Origin of the sequence: Actinotalea soli (assembly GCF_017565425.1) — a bacterium.
Classification (GTDB): domain Bacteria; phylum Actinomycetota; class Actinomycetes; order Actinomycetales; family Cellulomonadaceae; genus Actinotalea; species Actinotalea soli.
In genome coordinates this window covers 40122-59745 of sequence record NZ_JAGEMK010000002.1, presented here as the reverse complement: position 1 = coordinate 59745, position 19624 = coordinate 40122, and the positions used below count along the sequence as shown (strand labels likewise).

Sequence of the window (19624 nt, the reverse complement as noted above, 5' to 3'; positions counted from 1 at the left end):
GAACATTCTTCCGCCTGGTTCAATCGGGCCGTTGTGGTGCTGATGACCCTGACGGCGTCCCACCGCGATCTGGACCTGGATGTCCTCGAGCAGCTGAGCTCGGGAGCGCACTCCGTCGGCTCCGAGGTCGTGGCGGACAGCCACGAGATCACCGGTTGCGTCGTGCTCGCTACGTGCAACCGGTTCGAGGTGTACCTGGATGTCGCCGAGACCTGTGCCGGTCCCGAGACCGCCCTCGACGCCGTGACGGCCACGGTCGCCCGCACCAGCGGCCTCCCGCAGGCCGACGTGCAGGACTCCCTGCAGGCGCGGGTGGGTCCCGAGGTCGGCCGGCACCTCTTCGCGGTGGCCTCGGGCCTGGACTCGATGGTCATCGGTGAGCGCGAGGTCGCCGGGCAGGTGCGCCGCGCCCTGCACACCGCCCGCACCGAGCGCACGACCTCCCCGCGCCTCGAGCGCCTCTTCCAGACCGCGTCGCGCACCTCGCGGGCCGTGGGTGCCCAGACCGGGCTCGGCGGCACGGGCCGCTCGGTGGTCGGTGTCGCCCTCGACCTCGCCGCCGAGGCCCTCGTCGAGAGCGACCTCGAGCTCGCCCAGGCCCGGGTCCTCCTGGTCGGCACCGGCTCCTACGCCGGGGCCAGCGTGACGGCCCTGCGCGCTCGGGGCGTCACGGACGTCGCCGTCCACTCGCCGTCGGGGCGGGCCGCAGGCTTCGCGGCCGAGCGCGGGCTCGAGGCCGTCGAGCCCGGGACCCTCGACGCCCAGCTCGCCCGGGCCGACGTCGTGCTGTCCTGCAGCGGTGCCCTCGGGCCGGTGGTCGACGCCGCGATGGTGGTCGACGCGCGCCGCCGGTCGGTGGACGACGACGGGCGGCCGCGCCCCGTGGTCCTCATCGACCTGGCCCTGCACCACGACATCGACCCCCAGGCCGCCCAGGTGCCCGGCGTGCACCTCATCGACCTCGCGACCGTGCAGCAGCACTCGCCCACCACCGTGAGCCCCGCGGTCGAGGCCGGGCTCGAGATCGTCGCCCGCAGCGCCGCCGAGTTCGAGGCCGGGCTCGCCGAGCAGGAGCTCGTGCCCGAGGTCGTGGCCCTGCGCGCGCGCGTCGAGGCCCAGGTCGCCGCCGAGGTCGCCCGGGTCGCCGCCCGGCAGGGACCCGAGGCAGCGGCCCAGGTCGAGCGCTCGCTGCGGCGGGTCAGCGCCGCCCTGCTGCACCAGCCCACGGTCCGGGCCCGCGAGCACGCCCGGGCGGGGCGCGCCGAGGAGTACCGCGACGGCCTGGCCGCGGTCTTCGGCATCGAGCCCGAGGGCCCAGCGACAGACGGCCCGGCCCCGGACGGTCCCGTCTAGGAGCCGCTCGCCATCGCCGCGACCTCTTGCGTGACCTGCTGGACGGCGGAGGTCATCGCGCCGATCGAGGACCGGGCCTGGCCGGTGGCCGCACCCTGCTCCTCGACCGCCGCGGCGATCGTCGTCTGGGCGTGGACCACCTCGGCGATCGCCCGGTCGATGCCGCTGGTCCCGACCAGGGCCTCCTGGGTGCCGCTCTGGACGCTCGCCACGACGGCCTCGATCTGGTCGGTCGCACGAGCCGTCTGCCCGGCGAGCTCCTTGACCTCCTGGGCGACCACGCTGAAGCCCTTGCCCGACTCACCGGCGCGGGCGGCCTCGATGGTCGCGTTGAGGGCGAGGAGGTTGGTCTGCTCGGCGATCGAGGTGATGGTGCGGGCGATCTCTGCGATCTGGCTGGTGGCCTCCTCGAGGCCACGCATGGTGGCCGCCGAGGCGGAGACCTTCGCGGCGGCGTCCTGGGCCGAGGTCGAGGCCTGGGACGCTGCCTGACCGATCTCCGAGGCCGCCTCGACCAGCCCGTCCATGACCTGCGCGGCGTTCTCCGCGCCGTCGGTCAGGTTCGCACCGGCAGCGGTCAGGGTGACCAGCCGACGCTCGAGCTCGACCGTGCGCTCCTGACGGGCCTCGAGCCCGCGCTGGGCCTCGGCTGCCGCGCGCTGCTGGGACTCGGCGAGCTCGGCCTGGGCCGCGAGCTGCTCGGCGGCGGTCGCCTCGGCACGGGCCTGCTCGACCCGCCGGGAGGCGTCGGCCTGCTCGGTGAACTTCCAGCTCGTGGCCAGTGCCGCGCACTCGGCGAGCAGCAGCACGGCGTGGATGCTCGCCCACAGCAGCGGGTTGGCCTGCGCCTCACCCTCCGAGAAGACCAGCGACGGGTCGACCAGGCTCATCCCGACGTGATGCACCGCCACGATCGCGACCGCCACGAGGAAGGGCGTCCACGCCTGGTAGAGGGCGACGAAGGCCACGACGACGAAGAAGTGCAGGTGCAGGTCGGTGATCCCGCCCGAGACGTGCACCAGGACCACGCTCGAGAGCACCAGCCCGCTGCTCACGGCCGCGGCGCGCACCAGCTGGGAGCCGCCGACGCGCCCGACGACCAGGAGCGCGAGGATCAGGCCGAGGCCCACCCACCCCATCCACGCGTGGTCGCCCCCGGTGGCGTGGTGCCCGCCGGGGTGCCAGAACGGGGCGAGCGCCGCCAGCACCGGGACGTGCGCGGCCAGCACCCAGGACAACGCGTCGTGCCGGGTCCGGAACGAGGCCTCGTCGAGGCGCACCCCGCGGGGGAGCCACCGGGCGGGTCCGCTCAGCTGCGGGGCGGTCGTGCTCGGGGCTGGGCCAGGCCGGGACGCGGCGGGTGACGGCGTCGTCCGGCCCCCAGGGGGAAGGGTCATGCCATGTGATCGGACGCGTTCGCGCAGGTCTGAGGGGGTGCGGGGGTGAAACGCCTCAGAGGTCGAGCAGCCCCACGAGCTCCTCGGCAGCCCCCGTGTACGAGGCGGGGGTCATGGCGCTGAGCCGTGCCGCGACGTCCTCGGGCAGGCCCAGGGTCGCGACGAAGGCGCGCAGGTCCTCTCCGGTGATGCGGCGACCGCGGGTCAGCTCCTTGAGCCGCTCGTACGGCTCGTCCATGCCGGGCACCCCCGCGACCCCCGCGGCGCGCATCGCCGACTGGACGGCCTCGCCGAGCACCTCCCAGTTCGCGTCGAGGTCGCGGGCCATCGCAGCCGGGTCCGCGTCGAGGCCCGCGAGGCCACGCCGCACGTTGTCGATCGCGAGCAGCGAGTGGCCGAAGGCCGGTCCGATGTTGCGCTGTGTCGTGGAGTCCGTGAGGTCCCGCTGCAGCCGTGAGGTCACCAGGGTCGCGCCCAGGGTGTCCAGCAGCGCGCTGGACATCTCGAGGTTCGCCTCGGCGTTCTCGAAGCGGATCGGGTTCACCTTGTGCGGCATGGTCGAGGACCCCACCGTGCCCTGGCCGCGCACCTGGATGAAGTAGCCCATCGAGATGTAGGTCCACACGTCCGTGGCCAGGTTGTGCAGGATGCGGTTGAACCGCGCGACGTCCGCGTAGAGCTCGGCCTGCCAGTCGTGGGACTCGATCTGGGTGGTCAGCGGGTTCCACGTCAGGCCCAGGTGCTCGACGAAGCTGCGCGAGACCCCGACCCAGTCGGCCTCGGGCACGGCGGCCAGGTGCGCTCCGTACGTCCCGGTCGCACCGTTGATCTTGCCCAGGTACTCGGCCCCCTCGATGCGTCGCAGCTGGCGGCCCAGGCGGTGGGCCAGGACCGCGAGCTCCTTGCCGAGGGTCGTGGGGGTGGCGGGCTGGCCGTGGGTCCGGGCCAGCATCGGGACCCCGGCGTGCTCGCGGGCCATGGCGGCGAGCTCGGCGACGAGGGCCCGTGCCGCCGGGAGCCACACCTGCTGGACGGCGCCCTGCACCATGAGGGAGTAGGAGAGGTTGTTGACGTCCTCGCTGGTGCACGCGAAGTGCACCAGCTCGCTCACCGCAGGGAGCGAGGTGCCCTCGCCGAGCACCTCGGAGGCCTGGGCGATCCGAGCCTTGAGCAGGTACTCGACAGCCTTGACGTCGTGCACGGTGACCCGTTCGGTCTCGGCCAGCTCGGCGACGGTCCCGGCGTCGAAGGTCTCGACCACGCTGCGCAGGTAGGCGCGCTCGGCCTCGGTGAGCACCGGAGCCCCGGGCACCACCTGCTGCGAGGTCAGGTGGATCAGCCACTCGACCTCGACGTGCACGCGCTCACGGTTGAGAGCCGCCTCGGAGAGGTGGTCCACCAAGGGGGCGACGGCCTTCCGGTAGCGCCCGTCCAGGGGGCCGAGAGCGATCGGCGGGTCGACCTCGGCGAGCCGACGGCGGCCGCCGTCGGCGTGGGAGGCGTGGGTCGAGGAGGTCCCGGGCTCGGTCTGCGACATGCGGGCAATCCTTCCACGGGGCGTCGGCCCACCGGGCGAAGCCCGCGTCGGCTGGGATGATGTGGCGGTGGGCCGGACGACGAGGGCGGGCACCGAGGGGCCGCGGGGGCCAGACCCTGTCGGTGAGCCGCCCCCTGTCCGGAGCCGCCCCGACGGTCCACCGCCCCGCGGGGTCGCCGCGGTCCTGCTCGTCGGAGTGGCCGTCGTCGCGGGGGCCCTGGCCGGGCCCTGGGAGCTGACCTTCCGCTCGCGCGGCGCGCCGGTCGAGCAGCCCTTGCCCGAGGCCGTCCAGCCACCCGTGCCCTCGCCCACCGCGGACCCCTTCCTCCGCGAGCTCGAGCGGCTCGACGTCGAGCCGTGGGACCTGCGCTGGCTCGCGGGCGTGGTGCTGACCCTGGTCTTCCTGGGCGTCGCGTTCCTGGTGCTGCAGTGGTGGCGGCGCCGACTGCCCGGGCGCTCGGAGCCCGGCCCCCCGGACCCCGCCGACGTCGCTGCCCTGGGCGTGGTCGCCGTCGGCAGCGACGCCGAGCCCGACCTGCCGGCCCTGCGCGACGGCGTAGCCGGGGCCGGGGCCCGGCTGAGGGTCCTGCAGAACCCGGGGGACGCCGTGATCGCGGCCTGGGTCGCCCTCGAGGAGGCCGCGGCCCGCTCAGGGGTGCCCCGGGCGCCGTCGTCGACCCCGACCGAGTTCACGGTCACCGTCCTGGACCGGACCGCGGTCGATCCCGGGGCGACCCGCGCCCTGCTGGCCCTGTACCTGCGCGCCAGGTTCGGGGGTCAGCGTCTGGGGCCCGAGGACGTCGCGGCGGCCACCGCCGCGATCACCACCCTGGGCGCCGGGCTCGAGGGTGACGCGTGACGGGGGCAGCCGCCGTGCGTGCCGCGGCGCTGCGCGGGTGGTGGGCCGTGGCGGGCCGGCCCGCAGCCCGCCCGGTGCTCGTGGGCCTCGCGGTGACCCTCGTCGGCGCGATGGTCGGCCTGTACCCGGCGGACGCCCTGCTCGTCGGGGCGGTGACCGCGGTGGTGGTCGCCCTGTCCCTGACCGCCACGGTCGGTGAGGAGTACGTGTGGCCCGAGGACCGCTACGAGGCCGTCGACGGCACGCGGCGCGAGATAGCCACCCTGACCTGGGCCTTCGTCGGGCGTGAGGGCAAGGTCTCCGAGGCCGCGGTCCGCCAGCTGCGCGCCGTGGCCCGGCGCCGGCTCGCACGGCACGGCCTGGCTCTCGACGAGACCCTCCAGGGGGACCCCTCTCACACGGCCCGCGCCCAGGAGCTCGTCGGCCAGCGCGCCTGGCGGGTGCTCAGCGCCCCCGGCGGGTGGATGCCGACCCAGCACGAGGTCACCCACTGCGTGCGCGCCCTCGAGCAGATCCACCCCGACCTCACCCGTACCGCCGACGGAAGGCAGCCGCAGTGACCCAGGACTCCACCGACCAGCCCCGCCGCCAGACCGAGCCCCTCCCGGTGGGGAAGGTCGCGGCGGCCTGCACCGAGGTGCTGGACGAGGTGGGCACCGCGGTCGTCGGCATGCACGGCGCCCTGCGCACGGCCCTGGCCGCGGTGCTCGCGGGGGGCCACGTGCTCTTCGAGGACGTGCCCGGCCTGGGCAAGACCCTCGCGGCCCGCAGCCTCGCCACGGCCCTGGGGCTGGAGTTCCGGCGCATCCAGTGCACCCCGGACCTGCTCCCCTCGGACATCACCGGCTCGGCCGTGTGGGACCCCGAGGCCACGGCCTTCCGCTTCCGCCCCGGTCCCGTCTTCGCCGGGCTGCTGCTCGCCGACGAGATCAACCGCACCGCCCCCAAGACGCAGTCGGCCCTGCTCGAGGCCATGGCCGAGCGCCAGGTCACCGTCGACGGCACCACCTACCCGATGGCCGAGCCCTTCCACGTCATGGCGACCTCCAACCCGGTCGAGTACGAGGGCACCTACCCGCTGCCCGAGGCCCAGCTCGACCGCTTCATGGTGCGGCTCGCGGTCGGCTACCCCTCGCACGCGGCCGAGACCGACGTGCTCGCCCGCCGTCTGGCCCGACGTCGCGAGGAGGCCCCGGTCCGGCGCGTGGTGGACGCCCCGACCCTCCTGGCGATGCAGGCCGGCGTCGAGGACGTGCACGTGGACACCGACGTGCTGGGCTACTGCGTGGACCTCGCGGCGGCGACCCGTGAGCACGACGCCGTCGAGGTGGGGGCCTCCCCCCGCGGCTCGCAGGCCCTGGTCCTGGTGTCCCGGGCGCTCGCGGTGCTCTCGGGCCGGTCCTTCGTCACCCCCGAGGACGTCAAGGAGGTCGCCGTGCCGGCCCTCGCCCACCGGATCACCCTGACCCCGTCGACCTGGGCGGCCGGTGTCGCGGCCGAGGACGTGGTGCGTGAGGTCCTGGGCCGGGTGCCGACCCCCGCGGCGACCCCGGGGGCCTGAGGTGTCCGCCGGGGCGTGGGAGGGGCGCGACGAGCCGTGGGGTCTGCGGCCGCCCTCGGACGGCGCCGCCGAGCGAGCCCGGCTCGAGGAGCGCGCCCGCGCGCCGTGGGCCGTCGGCGGCCTGCTGGCCTGGTCCCTCGCCGCGGGGCTCCTGCTGCTCACCCTGGGCGGTCTGGGCGGTCGCCCGGACCTCGCCCTGCTGGGCGTGCCCGCGGTGCTCGGCTCGCTGTGGGGGCTGTGGACCCGGCCGCGCGGCGAGGTGTGGGTCGACGTCGAGAGGGCTGACGGCGGGACCGGCGGCTCGGGTGGCCTCGAGGCCCGGGTACGGCTGACGGCACCCCCTGGCACGGAGGCCGTGCGGCTGCGGGTCGGACGGCTGAGCCACGGCACCACCGAGGCCCTGGTCGACGTGCCGCTCACCCGGGTGCTCGGGGTGTCCGCCACCTCGGTCCGCACCGGGGCCCAGGAGCTCTTCGCGGTCGAGCACCAGGGCCTGGGGCCCGGCACCTACCTCACCGGACCGGTCGGCCAGATGCCCGCGGGCCGCGTCGTGGTGCTGCCGCGCGGGCGCCGGATGCCCGGGCTGCCCCTGCCGCTGCGCCTGAGGGGACTCACCGGCCAGCACGAGTCCCGGCGCCCGGGGGACGGCGGAGGCCTGCGCGACGTGCACCCCTTCGCCCCGGGGGACAGCCCGCGGCGGGTCGACTGGCGGGTCACCGCTCGCCGCTCGCCGCAGCTCGAGGAGCTCTACGTGCGCCGCACCGTCGCCCTCGCCGAGGCCCCGGTCACCCTCGTGGTCGACTCCCGGGACGACGTCGGGCCCGACGTCTCGACCTGGTCCGGGCTGCGCCCCATCCGGCCCGACGACGCGACCTCCCTCGACCTCGCGCGGCAGGCGGCCGCGACGATCGCCGAGGGCTACCTCGGCGCGGGGGACCGGGTGGGGGTCGAGGACCTCGGCGTCCGGCGACGCGCCCTGCGCCCCGGGGCCGGGCGGCGCCAGCTCGACCGCATCGTCCACCAGCTCGCTCTGCTCCGCCCCGAGGGGCAGCCCGCGCGCCGGCTGCGAGCCCCGCACCTGCCCGCGGGCTCGCTGGTCTACCTGGTCTCGACCTTCCTCGATCCCGAGCCTGCGCAGCTCGCCCAGGTGTGGCGCCGGGCCGGGCACCGCGTGATCGCGGTCGACGTGCTGCCGCGGCTGCGCGAGCAGGGCCTCGAGCGCCGCGAGCTGCTGGCCCTGCGGATCCTGCGGATGGACCGCGAGGACCGGCTCGCCGAGCTGGTCGCCGGGGGCAGCGAGCTGGTGCGCTGGGCCGAGCCCGAGGAGGCGACCCGCGGGCTGCTGCAGCTCGCCCGCGCGCACCGGCGGCCCGGGGCGGGGGTCGGGAGGTGAGCCCGGGCGTCGTCGACCGGCTCCGGGCGCTGCTCCGGATGACGCCCCGCCCGGGCGTCGAACCGGCCGTTCCCCCGGCCCCCGAGGTGCGGCTCGACCTCGCCGTCGCCGTGCCCGGCGCCCTGGTCCGGCTCGTGCCGGCCGCGGCGATGCTGGGCGCGATGCTGCTCGCCGGACCGGGACCGGTCGGCGTGACCTTCGGCCTCGGGGCGGCTGCGGCGGTCACGTGGTGGCCGGGCTCACCCGCGGCCCCGGTCTTCCTGCTGCTCGTGGCCCTGTGGGTGTTCTCAGGCCCCGACCTGCTCGCGGAGCCCGCGGCGGGAGGTGCGGAGACGGTGCGCGCTGCCCTGCTGGTGCTCGCGGTGCACCTGGTGCTGCGCGGGGCGGCCCTGGCGCAGCACGTGGGCTGGCGCAGCCTGGTCGAGGGACGGCTGCTGGCTCGGATCGGCCGGTCGGTGCTCGCCGTGCAGGTCGTGGCCCAGGTGATGCTCCTGGCCGTGGTCTGGGTCCGCAGCGGACTGGGCGGCCCGGGCCCCGGGCAGGGCTGGGTCCGCCTCGTGGCGGTGGCTGCGGCGGTGGCCGTCGTGGTGCTCCTGGTTCCCGGGGGATGGCTGCGCCGGCGCCCCAATGTCTCGGCTGAGTAACGATCCACCGGGTACCTGGGGGGGTGTCACGACGAGATCATGACATGGTCAAGGGTCGGTATCGCCACTGGTCAGTCCGGCTTTCCCGGGGGTGTCGCAGGGGACATTCCGGGTGGTCACAGGACGCATCACGCGCCTTGAACCCTGCGCGAGTGCGTGCCTAGGTTGGTCGTTGCGCCATGACCATTCGGGGCGATTCATCCTGCGTTGCGGGCCTTGGGGCCTTCGGCAGTGGGGCCTTGCCTCGTTCAAACCGAAGGGAATTTCATGACGAGCAACTCTCGTAGGAACCGTGCGTTGACCGCCGGGGTCAGCATCCTGGCCCTGGGCCTGCTGGGTGCCTGCAGCGGCGACGCGGACACCGACGCGAACGGCGAGGAGGCCGCCGGGTCCGGCGGCGGGGCGCTGGCCGCCGCGCAGGAGGCCGGCACGATCACCGTCGGGATCGCCGGCGAGGAGCCCTACAGCTTCCTCGACGAGAACGGCGAGCTCAGCGGAGCGGTCATCGCCCTGCACGAGGAGGTGTTCGCCGAGCTCGGCATCGACAACGTCGAGGGCCAGCTGGTCGAGTGGGACTCCCTCATCCCCGGGCTCAACGCGGGCCGGTTCGACGCGATCAGCGCCGGCATGTCGATCCTGCCGGACCGGTGCGACCAGGCCGCGTTCAGCATCCCCGAGATCATGTACACCACCGCGCTCCTCGTCCCCGAGGGCAACCCGATGGACCTGCACGACATGCAGGACGTCGCCGAGGCCGAGGGCATCACGTTCTCCGCGATGAGCGGTGCGATCGAGGACGGCTACGCGAGCGACCTGGGCGTCGACGTCATGGCGGTCGGCTCCCCGAGCGACGGTCTGGACGCCGTCGTCAGCGGCCGTGCCGACGTGTTCGCCCTCACCGGCATCTCGCTGCGTGCCCTGGCCGAGAACAACCCCGACGCCCCGGTCGAGGTGACCGACGCCTTCGTCGCCGTGGTCGACGGCAAGGAGCAGGTCGGCGCGGGCGCCACCGTCTTCCGCGAGGGCGACGACGACCTGCGCGAGGCCTACAACGAGGCCTCGGCGCAGATCATCGGCGACACGGCCGAGTTCGAGCGGGTGCTCGGGCCCTACGGCTTCAGCGACGCCGAGCGTCCCACCGAGGACATCACGACCGAGATGCTGTGCGCCGGCGAGCTCCCCGACGCCGAGTGATCGAGCGGTTCCTTGGAACTCCTTGAGTCGTTGCTGGATGCCTGGCCACAGCTGTGGTCAGGCATCCAGATCACTCTCGGGCTCTCGCTCGGGGGCGCCGCGCTGGCCTTCGCCGTCGCGGTCGTCCTCGGGCTGGGGGCCATCTCCGAGGTGGCGGTGCTGCGGGGGATCTCCCGCGTCGTCGTGGAGTTCTTCCGCGGCACCTCCCTCGTGGTGCAGCTGTTCTGGCTGTTCTTCGTCCTGCCGCAGTTCGGGCTCCGCATGGACTCGATGCTCACCGGCATCATCGCCCTCGGCCTCAACTACGGCGCCTACGGCGCTGAGGTGGTCCGTGGCTCGCTGAACGCCGTACCCAAGGCGCAGTGGGAGGGGACCACCGCCCTGTCGATGTCCTGGGTGACCAAGATGCGCCGGATCATCTGGCCCCAGGCCTGGGCGCTCATGCTGCCCGGGCTCAACAACCTCATGGTGATGCTGGTCAAGGGCACGGCCCTGGCGCTGCTGATCTTCCTGCACGACCTCACGTTCGTGGTCGACAACCTGCGCCGGACCGAGGGCACGTACTTCGCCTTCGGCGTCGGGTTCGCGCTCTACTACCTCATCTCCCTCGGGTTCTCCTCGATCCTGCGGGCCCTCGAGCTCAGGGCCCAGCGCAAGCTCGGGCTCAAGCCCACCAGGGCGCAGACCACGAAGGCGACAGCAGGGGCGGTGGCGTGATGAACAGCTTCAGCTGGGACTGGGAGGCCGCCGGCGAGGCGTTCCCCGTGCTGCTCCGCTCCTTCGTCGAGATCACCCTGCTGCTGACCGTGGTGGGCACGATCATCGCCGCGGTGCTCGGGCTGATCTGGGCCCTCGCGCTGCGTGAGCTGCCCACGCCGATCGCCAAGGTGCTCGCCTGGGTGCTCGACGTCATCCGGATGACGCCGCTGCCGCTGCAGGCCTTCTTCTTGTACTACGTCTTCGTGCAGCTCGACGTCATGACGATCGCGTACATCGTGCTCGGCGTGCACTACTCGACCTACATGGCCGAGTCCTACCGCGCCGGGATCGAGTCGATCCGCAAGGGGCAGTGGGAGGCGGCCACCGCCCTCTCCCTGCCCAAGGGCCGCACCTGGCGGGCGGTCATCATCCCGCAGGCCCTGCGCGCGACCCTGCCCTCGCTGGGCAACTGGTCGATCGCGATGTTCAAGGACACCCCGTTCCTCATCGTCATCGGCGTCGCGGAGATGGTCACCCAGGCCCGCAGGTTCGGGGCCAACGAGTTCACCTACGTCGAGGCGTTCACCATCGCCGGGCTGATCTTCCTCGCCGCCAGCTACCCCACGGCCGTGCTCATGCGCCGAATGGAGAAGAAACTTGCCTACTGACAGCGGCTCCCAGCCGCAGACGAGCGCTCCGGGCAGCGGGGACACCCCCCGGATCGTGTTCGACGACGTGGTCAAGAAGTTCGGTGACACCGTCGTCCTCAACGGGCTCAACTTCACGGTCGACAAGGGCGAGCGAGTCACCCTGATCGGCCCCAGCGGCTCGGGCAAGACGACGATCCTGCGCCTGCTCATGACCCTCGAGCACCTCACCGACGGGTACATCTACGTCGACGGCGACCCGCTCACCCACGAGCTGCGCAACGGCAAGCGCGTCGAGCGCAAGGCCAAGGACGTGGCGAACGTCCGCCGTCGGATCGGCATGGTGTTCCAGCAGTTCAACCTGTTCCCCAACATGAACGTGCTGGAGAACATCACCGAGGCCCCGGTGCACGTCCTCGGCCGCTCCAAGGCGGAGGCCGAGCGTCGCGGTCGGGAGCTGCTCGAGCAGGTCGGTCTGGGCGACCGGGCCGACGCCCACCCCATGCAGCTCTCAGGGGGGCAGCAGCAGCGCGTGGCCATCGCCCGTGCCCTGGCGATGGACCCCGAGATCCTGCTGCTGGACGAGGTCACCTCGGCGCTGGACCCTGAGCTGGTGGGGGAGGTCCTCGGCGTCCTGCGGGAGGTCGCGAGGAACACCGACATCACCATGCTGATCGTGACCCACGAGATGCAGTTCGCGCGGGACGTCTCCAACCGCGTGCTCATGTTCGACCAGGGCCGCATCATCGAGGAGGCCGCCCCCGACGTGATGTTCAGCGACCCCAAGGAGGAGCGCACCCAGGCCTTCCTCCAGGCGGTGCTCTAGGCACCACGGCCCGTCCACAGGCCGTGGTCCGGTCGGCGGGTCCCCAGCCCGGTCGGGCCTCCGCCGGGTTGCGGCACCGTCGCGCCTAGCGTCCTCCCCGCTGCCGGTCACGGCGGCCCGGGTCGCCCGCCCTCCGCGGCGTGCGGCCCGGCGGCGCGGCGGAGGGGTGTGCGGTGGCGTGGTTCGTGGGGGAGGACGGCGCCTGGGCGCACGAGTGGCGCGCGGTCCTCGCCGAGGTCCGGTCCCAGACCGACCAGGCCACCGGTCTGGCGCGCGCGGCACGGACCGACTCCTGGCAGGCGACGGCCGCGACCCGGTACCGCGATGAGCTCGACCTGCTCGAGCAGGAGCTGCGGCGGCTGACCGAGGCCGTCCTCGGGGCCGACCAGACCCTCGCGCGGCACGCGGAGTCCGCGGTCGCGCAGCGTGCAGCGATGGTCCCCGAGGGCCTCGACCCGACCTCGGCGGGGGCGGGGTGGCTCGTCCTCGGCGTGGGTCTGGCCGACCAGCTGGGCTCGCGATGAGCGCGGCCGCCCCACCGAGCGAGATCGTCCGGCCCCCGTCGGCCGACCTGGTCGGGCTCCCGCCCGGGGTCCGGGTCCGCGGCGGGTACGGCAGCACCCGGGTCCACCTCGACGAGCTCGAGCACGCGGCGGTCCTGCTCTGCCGTCTCGCGGAGCTCCTCGAGCACGCGGGCGCCCGGGCGCTGCGCCTGGGCGCGACCGTCGAGGACGCTGCCCGCTGGTCACCGACCACCGCGCAGGCTGCCCGTGAGGCCCTCGCCGAGGTCGCGACCCGACCCGGTGGCTGCCTCGCGGTGGCGGCCAGCGCCCGCGCCCTGGCCGCGGCCCTGCGCCTGGCGGCCGAGAGCTACCGGCAGGCCGATGCCCTCGTGTCCCGGCTCGGCGCGGCGATCCCGGCGACGGCGGCCGTCGGCGGGCTGGTGCTCGGTGAGGCAGGGCCGGTCGGCTGGGCCGCGGGCGCGGCGCTGACCGGCGTCGGCGCGCTCGCGGTGCTGACCCACGGGCTGGCTCGGTCCGGGGCTGCCACCCTGTCGGGTCAGGGCGCCTCCGCGCAGTGGCTGCCCACCTCCCCGCCGGACGCGAGGGTGGTCGAGCCTGCTGTCGCGGGCATCGCCGGCTTCCTCCTGGGTGCGCTGCCCGGACGCCGTCCTCTCGACCCGACCCCCGTCCCCGAGGCGGCCCGGGTGCTCGACACGGGGGTGCGCATCGCCTCGCCGCTGGCCGGGGTGCCCACCTCCTCGCTGGTGGTCGCGCCCAAGGTCGAGACCCCCAGCCCGTGGGGGCCGGACCGGACCCAGCCCCCGGCCCCGGACGGCGCCGGGGAGGTGCTGCGGCAGGTGGCCGACCACTACGCGCCGGGCGGCGGTGGGGACGGCACGGTGGGTGTCCAGGAGCTCACCCATCCCGACGGCACCCGCAGCTGGGTCGTCACGGTCCCCGGCACGCAGGACTGGTCCCCCCTGCCGGGCAGCAACCCGGCCGACCTCAGCAGCAACCTGCGGCTCATGGCCGAGCGGCCCGACGACGCCACCGAGGTGGTGCTCCGGGCCATGGCCGCCGCGCGGATCGAGCCCGGGGAGCCGGTGCTCCTGGCCGGGCACAGCCAGGGCGGGATCGCGGCGATGGAGGTCGCGGGCGACCCGCGTGCCGAGAGGTACTCGATCGCGGCGGTCGTCACGGCCGGGTCCCCGGTCGGCCACCTGCCCCTGAAGGACGGGGTCCAGGCCCTGCACCTCGAGCACGGGACGGACTACGTGCCGACCCTGGACGGCCGGGCCAACCCGACGGCGGGCAACCGCACCACCGTCGCGGTAGACCTGGCCGAGGCGGCCGACCCTGCGGACCGTGCAGCAGCTCTGTCCCCGGTGGCCGCGCACGACGCGCGTCGCTACGCGGCCACCGCGGACCGGCTCGCGGGCTCCGACCACGCCTCGCTGCGCGCGGTCGACCAGGCGATCCAGGGCGTGCTCGGGGGAGGGCAGGCCGAGGCGAGGATGATGCGGTTCACCGGGGTGCGGGTGCCCGAGGACCCCGCGGCGCTCAGTCCCGGCGGCCGGGGATGATCACGCTCAGCAGGAAGCTCACGATCGAGATGATCAGGCCACCCAGCACGGCCGTGCCGAAGCTCTCGATCCGCAGGCCGTACTCGGTCATCTCCGAGAGCCACCCGGTGAGCATGAGCATCAGGGCGTTCACCACGAGGGTGAACAGGCCGAGGGTGAGGATGTACAGCGGTAGCGAGATCAGCTTGACGATCGGCTTGACGACGGCGTTCACCACACCGAAGAGCAGGGCCACCAGGAGGAAGACGAGCACGGTCGTGCCGGTGTCGTCCCCTCCGACGACCTCGAGGCCGCTGAGGAGCTGGGTCGCGAGCCAGATCGCGACCGCGTTGACGAGGACTCGCAGGACGAAGCTCATGCGGTCATCGTTCCACGGAGGCCGGGAGCGCGCAGGGCGTCGGTGCGGGCGGTGGCATGCTGGTCGCGTGACGAGCCCCCAGGTGCCCCAGCGCCCCGCCGTGCAGAGCCTCCCCGCCTACGTCCCCGGGGCGCGTGCCGACCTCGGGCGGGCCCACAAGCTCTCCTCGAACGAGAACCCCTTCCCGCCGCTGCCCTCGGTGCGCGACGCGGTCGCCCGGGCGGCCGGCGCCCTCAACCGGTACCCCGACATGTTCGCGACCGAGCTGGTCGAGGCCCTCGCGGCCAAGCACCACGTCGAGGCCGGGTCGATCGTCGCGGGCTGCGGCTCGGTCGCCGTCCTCGGGCACGTGCTCCAGGGGTTCTGCGACGCGGGGGACGAGGTGGTCCACGCGTGGCGGTCCTTCGAGGCCTACCCGATCCTCGTCCAGCTGCAGGGCGCCGTCTCCGTCCCGGTGCCGCTCACGGTCGACGGCCGTCACGACCTCCCGGCGATGGCCGCGGCGGTCACCGAGCGCACCCGGGTGATGCTCGTGTGCTCCCCCAACAACCCCACCGGACCGGCGATCGGCCATGCCGAGCTGCTCGAGCTGCTGGCTGCCGTGCCCGAGCGGGTCCTCGTCGTGCTCGACGAGGCCTACGTCGAGTTCGTGCGGTCCGAGGACCCGATCGACAGCGAGCAGGTCCTCGCGGCGCACCCGAACGTCGTCGTCCTGCGGACCTTCTCCAAGGCGTACGGGCTCGCGGCCCTGCGGGTCGGCTACGCCGTGACCCACCCCGACCTCGCCCGCGCGGTGCGCACCGCGTCGACCCCCTTCGGCGTGAACCACCTCGCCCAGGTGGCCGCCATGGCCTCCCTCGAGGCCGAGGGGGAGCTCGCCGAACGCGTCGAGGCCGTGGTCGCCGAGCGCGAGCGGGTCGCCGAGCGGCTGCGGGCGCAGGGGTGGGGGCTGCCCGAGAGCCAGGCGAACTTCGTGTGGCTCCCCACGGCTGACCGGACGGTCGACCTCGCCTCGGCCGCCGCACGGCAGGGGGTCCTGGTGCGTCCCTTCGCGGGCGAGGGCATGCGGATCAGCATCGGCGAGGCCGCAGCGAACGACCGCGTGCTCGAGCTCACCCGGGCCTGGGGCGGGGCCTGAGCCTGCCGCGCCCCCAGCCCGACCGCGCCTCTCGCAGGGGGGCCGGTTGTGAGGGACGTCGGGAGTTGGCCTGGTCATGGGGGCCGTGGCAGGTTGGAGGGTGCTCACAACGGGTCCCTCCGGACCTTGTGGGCCCGAACAACCCCTAACCTACGGTGCCGTAGCCTACGCTGACGTAAGTTACTCGTTCGTCCACTCCGGAAGGACCCCACCGCGTGAACGAGCCCGACCTCGTCCAGCTGCTGAGCCCCACCGGGCACCGGGTGGACCACCCTGACTACACCCCCCGCATCGCCCACCTCGACGCCGAGGCCCTGCGCGGGATGCACCGTGACATGGTGCTCGCCCGCCGGGTCGACTCCGAGGCCACCTCGCTCCAGCGTCAGGGTGAGCTCGCCCTCTACGCCCAGGCCCTCGGCCAGGAGGCCGCGCAGGTCGGCTCGGCCCGGGCCCTGGCCACCCAGGACTACGTCTTCCCCTCCTACCGCGAGCACGCCGTCGCGCAGGTGCGAGGGGTGGACCCGGTCGACATCCTCAAGCTCTTCCGCGGGGTGGACCACGGCGGCTGGGACCCGGCCGAGCACAACGTGCACCTGTACACCCTGGTCATCGGCTCGCACACGCTGCACGCGACCGGCTACGCGATGGGCATCCAGCGCGACGGTCTGGTCGGTACCGGGGACCCGTCGCGCGACACCGCCGTCGTCGCCTACTTCGGGGACGGGGCCACCGCGCAGGGCGACACCAACGAGGCCTTCGTCTTCGCGGCCGTCAACAACGCACCGATCGTGCTGTTCTGCCAGAACAACCAGTGGGCGATCTCCGAGCCCACCGAGAAGCAGTCCCGGGTGCCGATCGTCGAGCGCGGGCGCGGGTTCGGCGTGCCGAGCGTGCGGGTCGACGGCAACGACGTCCTGGCCTGCTACGCGGTGACCGCCGAGGCCCTCGAGCGGGCCCGCAGCGGTGGCGGCCCGACCTTCATCGAGGCGTACACCTACCGGATGGGCGCGCACACCACCTCTGACGACCCGACCCGCTACCGGTCCGCCGCCGAGGAGGAGCACTGGCGTCAGCGCGACCCGATCGACCGGCTCACCGCCCTGCTCGAGGCCGAGGGTGAGCTGACCGCCGAGTACCAGGAGGCCCTGGCTGCCGAGGCCGAGGTCCTGGGAGAGCGGCTGCGCGCCGAGGTCCGGGCCCTCGAGGCCCCCGCGACCTCGTCCATGTTCGACAACGTGTACGCGACCCCGCACGCGGTGGTCGACGGTGAGCGCGCCTGGTTCGCCGAGTACGAGGCCTCCTTCCTCGCCGACGGGGAGAGCGCCACGGAAGGAGCCGGCCGATGAGCCCCACCACCGAGCGGATCACCCTCGCCAAGGCCATCAACCTCGGGATGCGCCGTGCCCTCGAGCAGGACCCCAAGGTCATGCTCATGGGGGAGGACATCGGCAAGCTCGGTGGCGTGTTCCGCGTGACCGACGGGCTGCAGAAGGACTTCGGCCCTGACCGCGTCGTGGACACCCCGCTGGCCGAGTCGGGCATCGTCGGGACCGCGATCGGGCTGGCTCTGCGCGGCTACCGGCCGGTCTGCGAGATCCAGTTCGACGGCTTCATCTTCCCCGCCTTCGACCAGATCACGACCCAGCTGGCCAAGATGCACTACCGGTCCCGGGGGCGGTTGCAGCTGCCCGTGGTGATCCGGGTGCCCTTCGGCGGAGGGATCGGCGCGGTCGAGCACCACAGCGAGTCCCCTGAGGTGCTGTTCGCCCACACCGCGGGTCTGCGCGTCGTCTCCCCGGCGACCCCGGGTGACGCGTTCACGATGATCCAGGAGGCCATCGCCTCGCCCGACCCGGTGCTCTTCTTCGAGCCCAAGGGCCGGTACTGGGACAAGGCCGAGGTCGACCTCGACGCCGTCGGCGGAGGGCTGGACAAGGCTCGCGTCGCGCGGCGTGGCAACGACCTCACCCTCGTCGCCCACGGCCCGACCGTCACCACGGCCCTCAAGGCCGCCGAGGCAGCCGCGGCCGACGGGACCAGCATCGAGGTCATCGACCTGCGCTCGATCTCCCCGCTCGACACCGCGACGGTGGCCGAGTCGGTGCGCCGGACCGGCCGCTGCGTGGTCGTGCACGAGGCTCCCGTGCTCTACGGGACCGGGGGCGAGGTCGCGGCGCGGATCACCGAGGAGTGCTTCTTCCACCTCGAGGCCCCTGTGCTGCGGGTCGGCGGCTTCCACGCCCCGTACCCGGTGGCCCGCCTCGAGCACGAGTACCTGCCGAGCCTGGACCGGGTGCTCGACGCGGTCGACCGCACCCTCGCGGTCTAGCGTCGACCCACGGGCCGCACACGCGAGCCGCACCACCGACCGCACGACGACGAGTCCACCAGGACGACGAGACCGAGGAGCGCGCCAGTGCCCAGGTACGAGCAGTTCCGCCTTCCCGACGCCGGTGAGGGCCTGACCGAGGCCGAGATCGTCGAGTGGAAGGTCGCTGTCGGCGACCGGGTCGTGGTCAACCAGCCGATCCTCGAGGTCGAGACCGCCAAGTCCCTCGTCGAGCTGCCCTGCCCCTACGCCGGCGTGGTCACCGAGCTGCTCTTCGAGCCCGGCACCACCGTCGACGTCGGCACCCCCATCATCACCATCGACACCACCCCCGACCTCGTGTCAGAACCTCAGGGTGCTGGGGGTATCCCAGCGTCTGACACGAGCTCTGGCCAGCCCACCCCCGATCTCGTGTCAGAGCCTGGGGATGCTCTGGGTATCCCTGCTTCTGACACGAGTGGGGGGGAGGGGGAGTCGGCGAGCGGCGCGGTGCTGGTCGGGTACGGCGTCGTCGGGCACAGCGCCTCCCGCCGCGCGCGTCGCAGCGCCCCCGCCAACCCCACGTCCCCCCCCAACGTCCCCCCCGCCCCCGCCGCCACCCCCGATCTCGCGTCAGACGCTCAGGGGCCTGTGGGTATCCCTGCTTCTGACACGAGCGCGGGGGCGTCGCGCGCCACGACGGGCGGGATGGGTCCGGTGCTGGCGAAGCCGCCGGTCCGCAAGCTCGCCAAGGACCTGGGGATCGACCTGGCCACGGTGAACGCGACGGGGCCGGGTGGGATCGTGACCCGCGAGGACGTGCTGGCCCGCAGCAACGAGAACGAGCCGCGCACCCTGGCCACCTACGCGGGGGACGACCAGCCCTGGCTCGCCTCGGGCACCGTGACCGACGACGGCCGGGCGACCCGCGTCCCGGTCAAGTCCGTCCGCAAGCGCACCGCCGAGGCCATGGTCGCCAGCGCCTTCACCGCCCCGCACGTGTCGGTGTTCCACACGGTCGACGTGACCAAGACGATGCGCCTGGTCGCCCGGCTGCGCCAGGACCGTGAGTTCGCCGACGTGCGCGTCACGCCGCTGCTCATCGCCGCGAAGGCCCTCATGCTCGCGGTACGCCGCCACCCCGAGGTCAACGCGAGCTGGCACGACGAGACCCAGGAGATCGAGTACAAGCACTACGTGAACCTGGGCATCGCGGCCCAGACCCCGCGGGGGCTGATCGTCCCGAACATCAAGGACGCCCACCGCATGACCCTGCACGACCTCGCCGTCGCCCTCGCGGACCTCACCGCGACCGCGCGCTCGGGCCGCACCACGCCCCAGGCGATGTCCGACGGGACCATCACCATCACCAACGTCGGGGTCTTCGGCATCGACACCGGCACCCCGATCCTCAACCCCGGGGAGTCCGCGATCCTCGCCTTCGGGGCGATCCGGGACCAGCCCTGGGTGCACAAGGGCAAGATCAAGGTCCGTCAGGTCACCCAGCTCGCGCTGTCCTTCGACCACCGGCTGATCGACGGCGGCCTGGGCTCGCGGTTCCTGGCCGACGTCGCGGCGATCCTCGAGGAGCCGGGCCAGGGCCTGGTCTGGGGCTGAGGCGGGC

General features: G+C 73.8%; 19 protein-coding genes. 16 read left to right on the top strand and 3 right to left on the bottom strand.

Annotation, left to right across the window (positions count from 1 at the left end):
- Window positions 1-42 precede the first annotated feature (42 nt).
- The gene (locus J4G33_RS04530) at window positions 43-1353 is read left to right on the top strand and encodes a glutamyl-tRNA reductase (RefSeq protein WP_243758624.1); all 1311 of its coding nucleotides are present in this window, start codon (window positions 43-45) and stop codon (window positions 1351-1353) included.
- On the opposite strand, the gene J4G33_RS17595 is transcribed toward J4G33_RS04530, so the two are convergent.
- Both J4G33_RS17595 and purB read right to left on the bottom strand, forming a co-directional pair.
- A complete protein-coding gene (locus J4G33_RS17595; RefSeq protein WP_305852915.1) occupies window positions 1350-2750 on the bottom strand; it encodes a methyl-accepting chemotaxis protein in 1401 nt (466 codons plus the stop codon). The genes J4G33_RS04530 and J4G33_RS17595 overlap by 4 nt on opposite strands.
- Before the next feature lie 55 nt (window positions 2751-2805).
- Window positions 2806-4287, bottom strand: coding sequence for an adenylosuccinate lyase (gene purB, locus J4G33_RS04520; RefSeq protein ID WP_208054754.1), 1482 nt, complete (start codon window positions 4285-4287; stop codon window positions 2806-2808).
- 67 nt (window positions 4288-4354) lie between these two features.
- Here purB and J4G33_RS04515 point away from each other — a divergent pair, with 67 nt between their 5' ends.
- The 11 genes from J4G33_RS04515 (at window position 4355) to J4G33_RS04465 (ending at window position 14196) form a co-directional block, all read left to right on the top strand.
- Window positions 4355-5146 (top strand): DUF4129 domain-containing protein, encoded by a 792-nt coding sequence (locus J4G33_RS04515; protein WP_208054753.1) that lies wholly within the window; start codon window positions 4355-4357, stop codon window positions 5144-5146.
- Window positions 5143-5706, top strand: a complete 564-nt coding sequence (locus tag J4G33_RS04510) for a hypothetical protein (protein ID WP_208054752.1) — start codon at window positions 5143-5145, stop codon at window positions 5704-5706. Before J4G33_RS04515 ends, J4G33_RS04510 begins: the two co-directional genes overlap by 4 nt.
- On the top strand, window positions 5703-6707 hold the full coding sequence (locus tag J4G33_RS04505; RefSeq protein WP_208054751.1) for an AAA family ATPase: 1005 nt from the start codon (window positions 5703-5705) through the stop codon (window positions 6705-6707). The genes J4G33_RS04510 and J4G33_RS04505 overlap by 4 nt, the downstream gene beginning before the upstream one ends.
- A gap of 1 nt (window position 6708) precedes the next feature.
- On the top strand, window positions 6709-8100 hold the full coding sequence (locus tag J4G33_RS17720) for a DUF58 domain-containing protein (protein WP_208054750.1): 1392 nt from the start codon (window positions 6709-6711) through the stop codon (window positions 8098-8100).
- Entirely contained in the window at window positions 8097-8744 is a 648-nt protein-coding gene (locus tag J4G33_RS04495; RefSeq protein ID WP_208054749.1) for a hypothetical protein, read from the top strand. Before J4G33_RS17720 ends, J4G33_RS04495 begins: the two co-directional genes overlap by 4 nt.
- Before the next feature lie 267 nt (window positions 8745-9011).
- The gene (locus J4G33_RS04490) at window positions 9012-9938 is read left to right on the top strand and encodes a transporter substrate-binding domain-containing protein (protein WP_208054748.1); all 927 of its coding nucleotides are present in this window, start codon (window positions 9012-9014) and stop codon (window positions 9936-9938) included.
- Between the two features lie 12 nt (window positions 9939-9950).
- The gene (locus J4G33_RS04485) at window positions 9951-10655 is read left to right on the top strand and encodes an amino acid ABC transporter permease (protein WP_208054747.1); all 705 of its coding nucleotides are present in this window, start codon (window positions 9951-9953) and stop codon (window positions 10653-10655) included.
- Window positions 10655-11305 (top strand): amino acid ABC transporter permease, encoded by a 651-nt coding sequence (locus tag J4G33_RS04480; RefSeq protein ID WP_208054746.1) that lies wholly within the window; start codon window positions 10655-10657, stop codon window positions 11303-11305. The genes J4G33_RS04485 and J4G33_RS04480 overlap by 1 nt, the downstream gene beginning before the upstream one ends.
- On the top strand, window positions 11295-12110 hold the full coding sequence (gene ehuA, locus J4G33_RS04475) for an ectoine/hydroxyectoine ABC transporter ATP-binding protein EhuA (protein ID WP_243758622.1): 816 nt from the start codon (window positions 11295-11297) through the stop codon (window positions 12108-12110). Before J4G33_RS04480 ends, ehuA begins: the two co-directional genes overlap by 11 nt.
- 173 nt (window positions 12111-12283) lie before the next feature.
- Window positions 12284-12634 (top strand): hypothetical protein, encoded by a 351-nt coding sequence (locus J4G33_RS04470; RefSeq protein WP_208054745.1) that lies wholly within the window; start codon window positions 12284-12286, stop codon window positions 12632-12634.
- Complete coding sequence (locus tag J4G33_RS04465) at window positions 12631-14196, top strand: hypothetical protein (RefSeq protein WP_208054744.1); 1566 nt, start codon at window positions 12631-12633, stop codon at window positions 14194-14196. The genes J4G33_RS04470 and J4G33_RS04465 overlap by 4 nt, the downstream gene beginning before the upstream one ends.
- Here J4G33_RS04465 and J4G33_RS04460 read toward each other — a convergent pair.
- Entirely contained in the window at window positions 14174-14554 is a 381-nt protein-coding gene (locus J4G33_RS04460; protein ID WP_208054743.1) for a phage holin family protein, read from the bottom strand. The two genes, J4G33_RS04465 and J4G33_RS04460, sit on opposite strands and share 23 nt — an antisense overlap.
- A gap of 67 nt (window positions 14555-14621) precedes the next feature.
- Between J4G33_RS04460 and hisC the strand changes: the two genes are divergently transcribed.
- From hisC to J4G33_RS04440, 4 genes are all read left to right on the top strand, one after another.
- Entirely contained in the window at window positions 14622-15692 is a 1071-nt protein-coding gene (gene hisC / locus J4G33_RS04455; protein WP_307793747.1) for a histidinol-phosphate transaminase, read from the top strand.
- Window positions 15693-15907: 215 nt separating this feature from the next.
- Complete coding sequence (gene pdhA, locus J4G33_RS04450; protein ID WP_208054741.1) at window positions 15908-17038, top strand: pyruvate dehydrogenase (acetyl-transferring) E1 component subunit alpha; 1131 nt, start codon at window positions 15908-15910, stop codon at window positions 17036-17038.
- On the top strand, window positions 17035-18021 hold the full coding sequence (locus J4G33_RS04445; protein ID WP_208054740.1) for an alpha-ketoacid dehydrogenase subunit beta: 987 nt from the start codon (window positions 17035-17037) through the stop codon (window positions 18019-18021). The genes pdhA and J4G33_RS04445 overlap by 4 nt, the downstream gene beginning before the upstream one ends.
- An 87-nt stretch (window positions 18022-18108) precedes the next feature.
- A complete protein-coding gene (locus J4G33_RS04440) occupies window positions 18109-19617 on the top strand; it encodes a dihydrolipoamide acetyltransferase family protein (RefSeq protein WP_208054739.1) in 1509 nt (502 codons plus the stop codon).
- Window positions 19618-19624: the final 7 nt, after the last annotated feature.

What these genes read in the sequence shown, in the direction of transcription:
- J4G33_RS04460 (WP_208054743.1), bottom strand. Translation starts at nt 14,554, where the DNA reads ATGAGCTTCGTCCTGCGAGTCCTCGTCAACGCGGTCGCGATCTGGCTC.
- J4G33_RS04445 (WP_208054740.1), top strand. Translation starts at nt 17,035, where the DNA reads ATGAGCCCCACCACCGAGCGGATCACCCTCGCCAAGGCCATCAACCTC.
- J4G33_RS04490 (WP_208054748.1), top strand. Translation starts at nt 9,012, where the DNA reads ATGACGAGCAACTCTCGTAGGAACCGTGCGTTGACCGCCGGGGTCAGC.
- J4G33_RS04530 (WP_243758624.1), top strand. Translation starts at nt 43, where the DNA reads ATGACCCTGACGGCGTCCCACCGCGATCTGGACCTGGATGTCCTCGAG.
- J4G33_RS17595 (WP_305852915.1), bottom strand. Translation starts at nt 2,750, where the DNA reads ATGACCCTTCCCCCTGGGGGCCGGACGACGCCGTCACCCGCCGCGTCC.
- J4G33_RS04480 (WP_208054746.1), top strand. Translation starts at nt 10,655, where the DNA reads ATGAACAGCTTCAGCTGGGACTGGGAGGCCGCCGGCGAGGCGTTCCCC.
- purB (WP_208054754.1), bottom strand. Translation starts at nt 4,287, where the DNA reads ATGTCGCAGACCGAGCCCGGGACCTCCTCGACCCACGCCTCCCACGCC.
- J4G33_RS04465 (WP_208054744.1), top strand. Translation starts at nt 12,631, where the DNA reads ATGAGCGCGGCCGCCCCACCGAGCGAGATCGTCCGGCCCCCGTCGGCC.